The following is a 5,110-nucleotide window of genomic DNA, read 5'->3' as shown; positions in this document are numbered from 1 at the left end:
TTTGCCTTGGCAATATCAGCTCTAATTTGGACTAATAATTCATCTACCGAAGCGAATTTTTTCTCATCCCGCAAACGGGAAATAAATTCCAGTTTTAGTGACTCTCCATAGATCTCATCTTTAAAATCAAGCAAATGTGTTTCTATGTTGGCCTGCTCTTTGTCGGGGGTGAAGGTGGGACGAATGCCGATATTTGTCACGGCACGGTGCTTCTCGCCATGCAGATAAGCCCAGCAGGCATAGACTCCATTTAAGGGTACAGCTTTTTGTGGAGAGGTTTCGATATTTGCCGTGGGGATATTAATCTTGCGGCCACGTCCGTCGCCATGGATTACGGAGCCACTCAAAGCATAGGGCCGCCCCAAATATTTGATGGCATCACGCACGCGTCCCTCTGCGAGCGCAGCACGTATCCGACTGGAGGAGACCGCCTCATCTCCGGTCACAACCGGACCAAAGGTTTGGACCTTGTATCCAGCCTTCTGCCCCAAAGCCGTTAAATATTCAGCATCACCCTGACGATCTTTTCCCAGTGCGAAGTCGTAGCCGATCAGAAACTTCTCCAGTTTGACTCTCGCCTGGATCTCTGCCATAAATTCTTCTGCTGAAAGAGCAGCAATTCGCTGATTGAAAGGATGTGTCATCAATATATCTACACCCAACCCCTCAATCAGCTCCGCTTTTTCATCAGGCAATGTCAGGTATTTCAAATCCTTGCGTTTCCCCAAAACCACTGCTGGGTGCGGTGAAAAACTTATCACAAGGGCAGAGGCTTTTGCTTCTTTTGCACCTGCTCTAAGATGATTGATAATTTCCTGATGTCCACGATGAACGCCATCAAATACCCCGATCGTAAGCCAAGTTTTTTCCGGTGAAAGTTCTTCGAGGGAACGAAGATGAAGCATAAGATATGATGTTGCCCTCCCCGTTTATAGAGAGGGCTAGCATGATGGATTTACGAGAAAAAGACCTTCTTTGGCTGCCATTCAAGATCGCCAGCTTCACCCTCTTCAAGGTTTAACAACGCAACCAGTTCGCCGGCCGTACTAATACCACGTACCATTCCTGGCTCAGTATCAGGATCGGCTTTAATCCGATGACCATGTCGGACTGTTTCGACCTGATCCGGATCCAACTCCACAAAAGGCCAATCAGTAAGGGACTCGGCTGCAGGGATCAAATATTTATACCAATCACCAGCATCGAAGGCTTCTTTCAGTTTGCGCAGTGGTACAGAATCACGCAGGGAGAAACGTCCATTTTTTGTGCGGCGCAAGCCAACCAAATATGCGCCACATCCCAAAACCTCGCCCAGATCATTTGCCAGCGAACGGATATAAGTTCCAGAAGAACAGTGGACATCCACCACAACTTCGGGGGTCGCCCACTCCAGAATCTCCAGGTGGTGTACCTGGATCATGCGAGGTTCCAATTCAACCTCTTCGCCGTTACGCGCCATCTCATAGGCTTTGCGTCCCTTGACCTTAACGGCGGAATAAGGAGGCGGGATTTGCTCAATCTCGCCTTCAAATTTTTTCAACTCAACCTCAAATTGCTCTTCGGTAACATCAATTGCAGTTTCTTCCCGTGTAAAAGAGCCTTCGGCATCGTATGTGTCCGTGGCGGTGCCCATTCGAATGATGGCCTGATAGCGTTTGTCAGAGGCCGAAATATATTCACTCAAGCGGACTGCCGGACCTACCAATATTACCAACACACCTGAAGCGCGCGGATCAAGGGTTCCAGTATGCCCCACGCGACGGATATCTGTTCCTCGTCTGACAATATTGACAACATCATGCGATGTCATCCCGGTCGGTTTATCTATTACCAAAACTCCGGAAATTGCATTTTTTGTATCTTGACTACTCATAGAAATTTCCTCCATTTTTAGCTTTAAAATACAGGATATAAATCCTGTTCTAAAATTGCGTTATTAACTCAGGATTTCACGCGTCGCGCGCAAGACCCTCTGCTTGATCTCATCCAACGAGCCTTTTATTATCGCTCCGGCAGCAGCCCGATGACCTCCGCCACCAAAATCTGCCGCCACTTTTGCTACATCCCACTCTTCACCGCGCACTCGCCAGGAAATTTTAACCGCGCCTTCAGGCTGCTCAACAAAAATAATCGCAACCGGGCTTTTTTCTACTGAAGACAGGATATTGATCAAATCTGCATCATCATTACCAAAATAACCGGCCTCCTTGCGGTCCTCCAGACTTAATGTAGCCCAAACCATTTGTCCATCACGCTCAATATTGGAAAGTCCTGCTCCCCAATACCGGACTGCTTTATAGGAGCGGCTCACCATTGCCTGATAATAAAGATCGGGGAGGTCAATCCCCTTTTCCATCAAAGTCGCAGCCTGACGAAATGCTTTGGGATTCATGTTCATGGTCCGAAAACCGAGCGTGTCAGTAATCAACCCGGTCATTAAAGCAGCTGCAACCGGTTTGGATATCTCCAGCCCCCATTGATCGAGATGTTCAGCCAAAATTGAGGCTGTGGCTACAGAATCTGTTTCCACAAGGTTGATCTCTGCAAAATTTACATTGGTAATATGGTGGTCAATATTTATAGCTGGTACACCAAAAGACCGTAGAACTTCGTGAACTCGGTCGAAATCACCACAATCCACGACAATAAAGGTGTCTATATCTCCCTCTACCTCTTTTTGGATCAAATCACAGCCTTCAAGATGACTGAACGCAGCCGGGACTCCGTCTGGCAAGACCATTTGAACATCTTTGCCCGCATTCTGGAGAGCAAGTCCAAGCCCTAGCAATGAGCCAATGGCATCCCCATCGGGACGGATATGGCTGGTTATAAGAAGTTTGTCGGCTGCCCCCAAGCGCCGTTTGATGGAGGTATTAATAGATTCAGTCATCATTTTTAGATCTCGCATCTTTTTCTTCTCGCCTCGCTTCGTCCTCGCGAATGGAGCCTAATACTTTCTCAATATGATCGGCTTGTTCGGGAGTGGGGTCCCAATGGAATCGAAGGCGGGGAAATGAACGTAATTCCACGCGACCAGATAAAGTCCGACGAATAAATCCGCTGGCGCTTTCAAGGCCGGCAAGAACCTCTTTCGCTCGAGAGGATCCCTCAACCGCGGAAATATAAATATTGGCATAGGCCAGTTCCCGATCAATATTAACATCGGTGATAAAAACTTGTCGCAAGCGCGGATCACTTAACTCGTAAACCAGCATCTCGGAAAGTTCTTTCCTGATGCGATCTGAAATGCGCTGCAAACGGATTTGTGAGGGCATAGTTTATGAAAAATAATACTGCATTTGATAAGTCCAAAGCCCCCTGCGAAAACTTTGAACTCCATTGCATGTGCGTTATTTAGGTAATCGCTTCTTTCTCAATAATATAACACTCAAGAATATCTCCGACCTCAATATCATGGAAATTTTGCAAACCAATACCACATTCGAAGCCATTACGGACTTCGTTAACCCTGTCCTTCTCTTGCTTCAGGGAAGAAACCTCCCCTTCAAAGAGAATATCTTCACCACGTTTCAGGCGCATCTGCGCGTTACGACGAATAACACCATCTCGAACGCGGCATCCCGCGATTTTCCCTAATTTTGAAATCGGGAAAACAGCCAAAACTTCGGCTTTTCCAAGTGATTTTTCAGCGAAAACTGGGTCAAGCATACCCTTGAGGGCTTTTTCAACATCTTCCACAATACGGTAAATAATATTATAAAGGCGAATAGAGACACCCGTATTATCAGCAAGACGGCGTGCTGTTACCTCTGCCTGAACATTGAAACCGATCACAATTGCATCGGATGCAGCTGCCAAAGTGATATCGTTCTCACCAATATTACCTGTTTCGGCATAGAGAATTTTTATCCCGATCTCACCTTCGCCGAGTTTATTCATCTCGCCAACTATGGGAGCAAGGGAGCCTTGTACATCCGCCTTAATGATCAAACGTAATTCTTTTGCTTCACCAGCCTGATAAGCAGCAAAGAGATCTTCCAGCGATGTGCTTTTCTTTGTCCGCTTGGCGGATTTCTGGTCTTCAGCATATTGCTTCACACGAAAACGAGCAATCTTTTCGGCTTCTACAATCTCAAATACTTCCCCTGCGCTGGGGACTTCATTCAGTCCCATTACAAAAGCAGGTGTAGAGGGTGAAGCCTCGTCCACTCTATTATTTCGATAATCAAATATCGCACGCAAGCGTCCATAAGCGCCGCCTGCCACAACAATATCACCCTGTTTCAGGGTTCCATTTTGAATCAGCAAAGTCGCTACTACGCCACGAGCCTTATCCAACTCGGCCTCAATGACTGTACCCACAACATCACCAGCCGGGTTGGCACGGATATCCATATTGTCGGCGACAAGTAAAATTGCTTCAAGTAAATCTTCGATGCCTTCTTTTTTGGTCGCCGAAACAGGAACAACAATCGTATCGCCATCCCATTCATCGGGAACCAATTCATTTTCAGATAATTGCTTTTTGACCAATTCAAGATTTGCGTTAGATTTATCAATTTTATTCAGAGCAACAATGATCGGGACATTCGCAGCCTTGGCATGTGCAATCGCCTCTTTAGTTTGGGGCATCACACCATCGTCAGCTGCCACCACCAAAACAACGATATCAGCACCCTGCGCACCGCGAGCACGCATCGCTGTAAATGCAGCGTGCCCGGGTGTGTCCAGGAATGTGATCGTTTTCCCATCCTGCTCAACCTGATAAGCACCAATATGTTGGGTAATCCCGCCGGCTTCACCAGCCTGTACATCGGTTTGGCGAATCGCGTCAAGCAACGTTGTCTTTCCGTGATCGACATGTCCCAGAATGGTTACCACGGGTGGCCGATCTTCAAGCGAGGCATCATCTTCATCTGCAATTTTTTGCCGCCAAAGTGCCACATCAGCTACGACTTCAGCTTCGTCATCTTCTTCCGTTTCGAGAATCGCCTCAAATCCCATATCGGCAGCCACGATTGCTGCCGAATCGAAATCTATTTGTTGATTAATGCTGGCCATCACCCCATTTGTCATCAAAATTTTGATTACATCAATTGGGCTGGCTTCCATTCGCTCTGCAAGATCACGGACACCAATGCCTGCAGGG

General features: G+C 47.1%; 5 protein-coding genes. All 5 read right to left on the bottom strand.

The window, feature by feature from the left end; genetic code table 11:
• On the bottom strand, positions 1–905 hold a 905-nt coding region (locus tag AC3DOM_RS13940), incomplete at its 3' end, for a bifunctional riboflavin kinase/FAD synthetase (RefSeq protein WP_487919651.1).
• Between the two features lie 50 nt (positions 906–955).
• Entirely contained in the window at positions 956–1,873 is a 918-nt protein-coding gene (gene truB, locus AC3DOM_RS13935) for a tRNA pseudouridine(55) synthase TruB (RefSeq protein ID WP_487919650.1), read from the bottom strand.
• Between the two features lie 63 nt (positions 1,874–1,936).
• Positions 1,937–2,890, bottom strand: a complete 954-nt coding sequence (locus tag AC3DOM_RS13930) for a DHH family phosphoesterase (protein ID WP_487919649.1) — start codon at positions 2,888–2,890, stop codon at positions 1,937–1,939.
• Positions 2,883–3,275, bottom strand: a complete 393-nt coding sequence (gene rbfA, locus AC3DOM_RS13925; RefSeq protein WP_487919648.1) for a 30S ribosome-binding factor RbfA — start codon at positions 3,273–3,275, stop codon at positions 2,883–2,885. The genes AC3DOM_RS13930 and rbfA overlap by 8 nt, the downstream gene beginning before the upstream one ends.
• Before the next feature lie 79 nt (positions 3,276–3,354).
• Positions 3,355–5,110 (bottom strand): translation initiation factor IF-2 (gene infB / locus AC3DOM_RS13920; protein ID WP_487919647.1); only part of this gene is annotated, 1,756 nt, incomplete at its 5' end.

It is taken from the genome of Candidatus Desulfolinea nitratireducens (assembly GCF_982879505.1).
This window is presented reverse-complemented; position numbering and strand designations above follow the sequence as displayed.

What these genes read in the sequence shown, in the direction of transcription:
- AC3DOM_RS13930 (WP_487919649.1), bottom strand. Translation starts at nt 2,890, where the DNA reads ATGACTGAATCTATTAATACCTCCATCAAACGGCGCTTGGGGGCAGCC.
- truB (WP_487919650.1), bottom strand. Translation starts at nt 1,873, where the DNA reads ATGAGTAGTCAAGATACAAAAAATGCAATTTCCGGAGTTTTGGTAATA.
- rbfA (WP_487919648.1), bottom strand. Translation starts at nt 3,275, where the DNA reads ATGCCCTCACAAATCCGTTTGCAGCGCATTTCAGATCGCATCAGGAAA.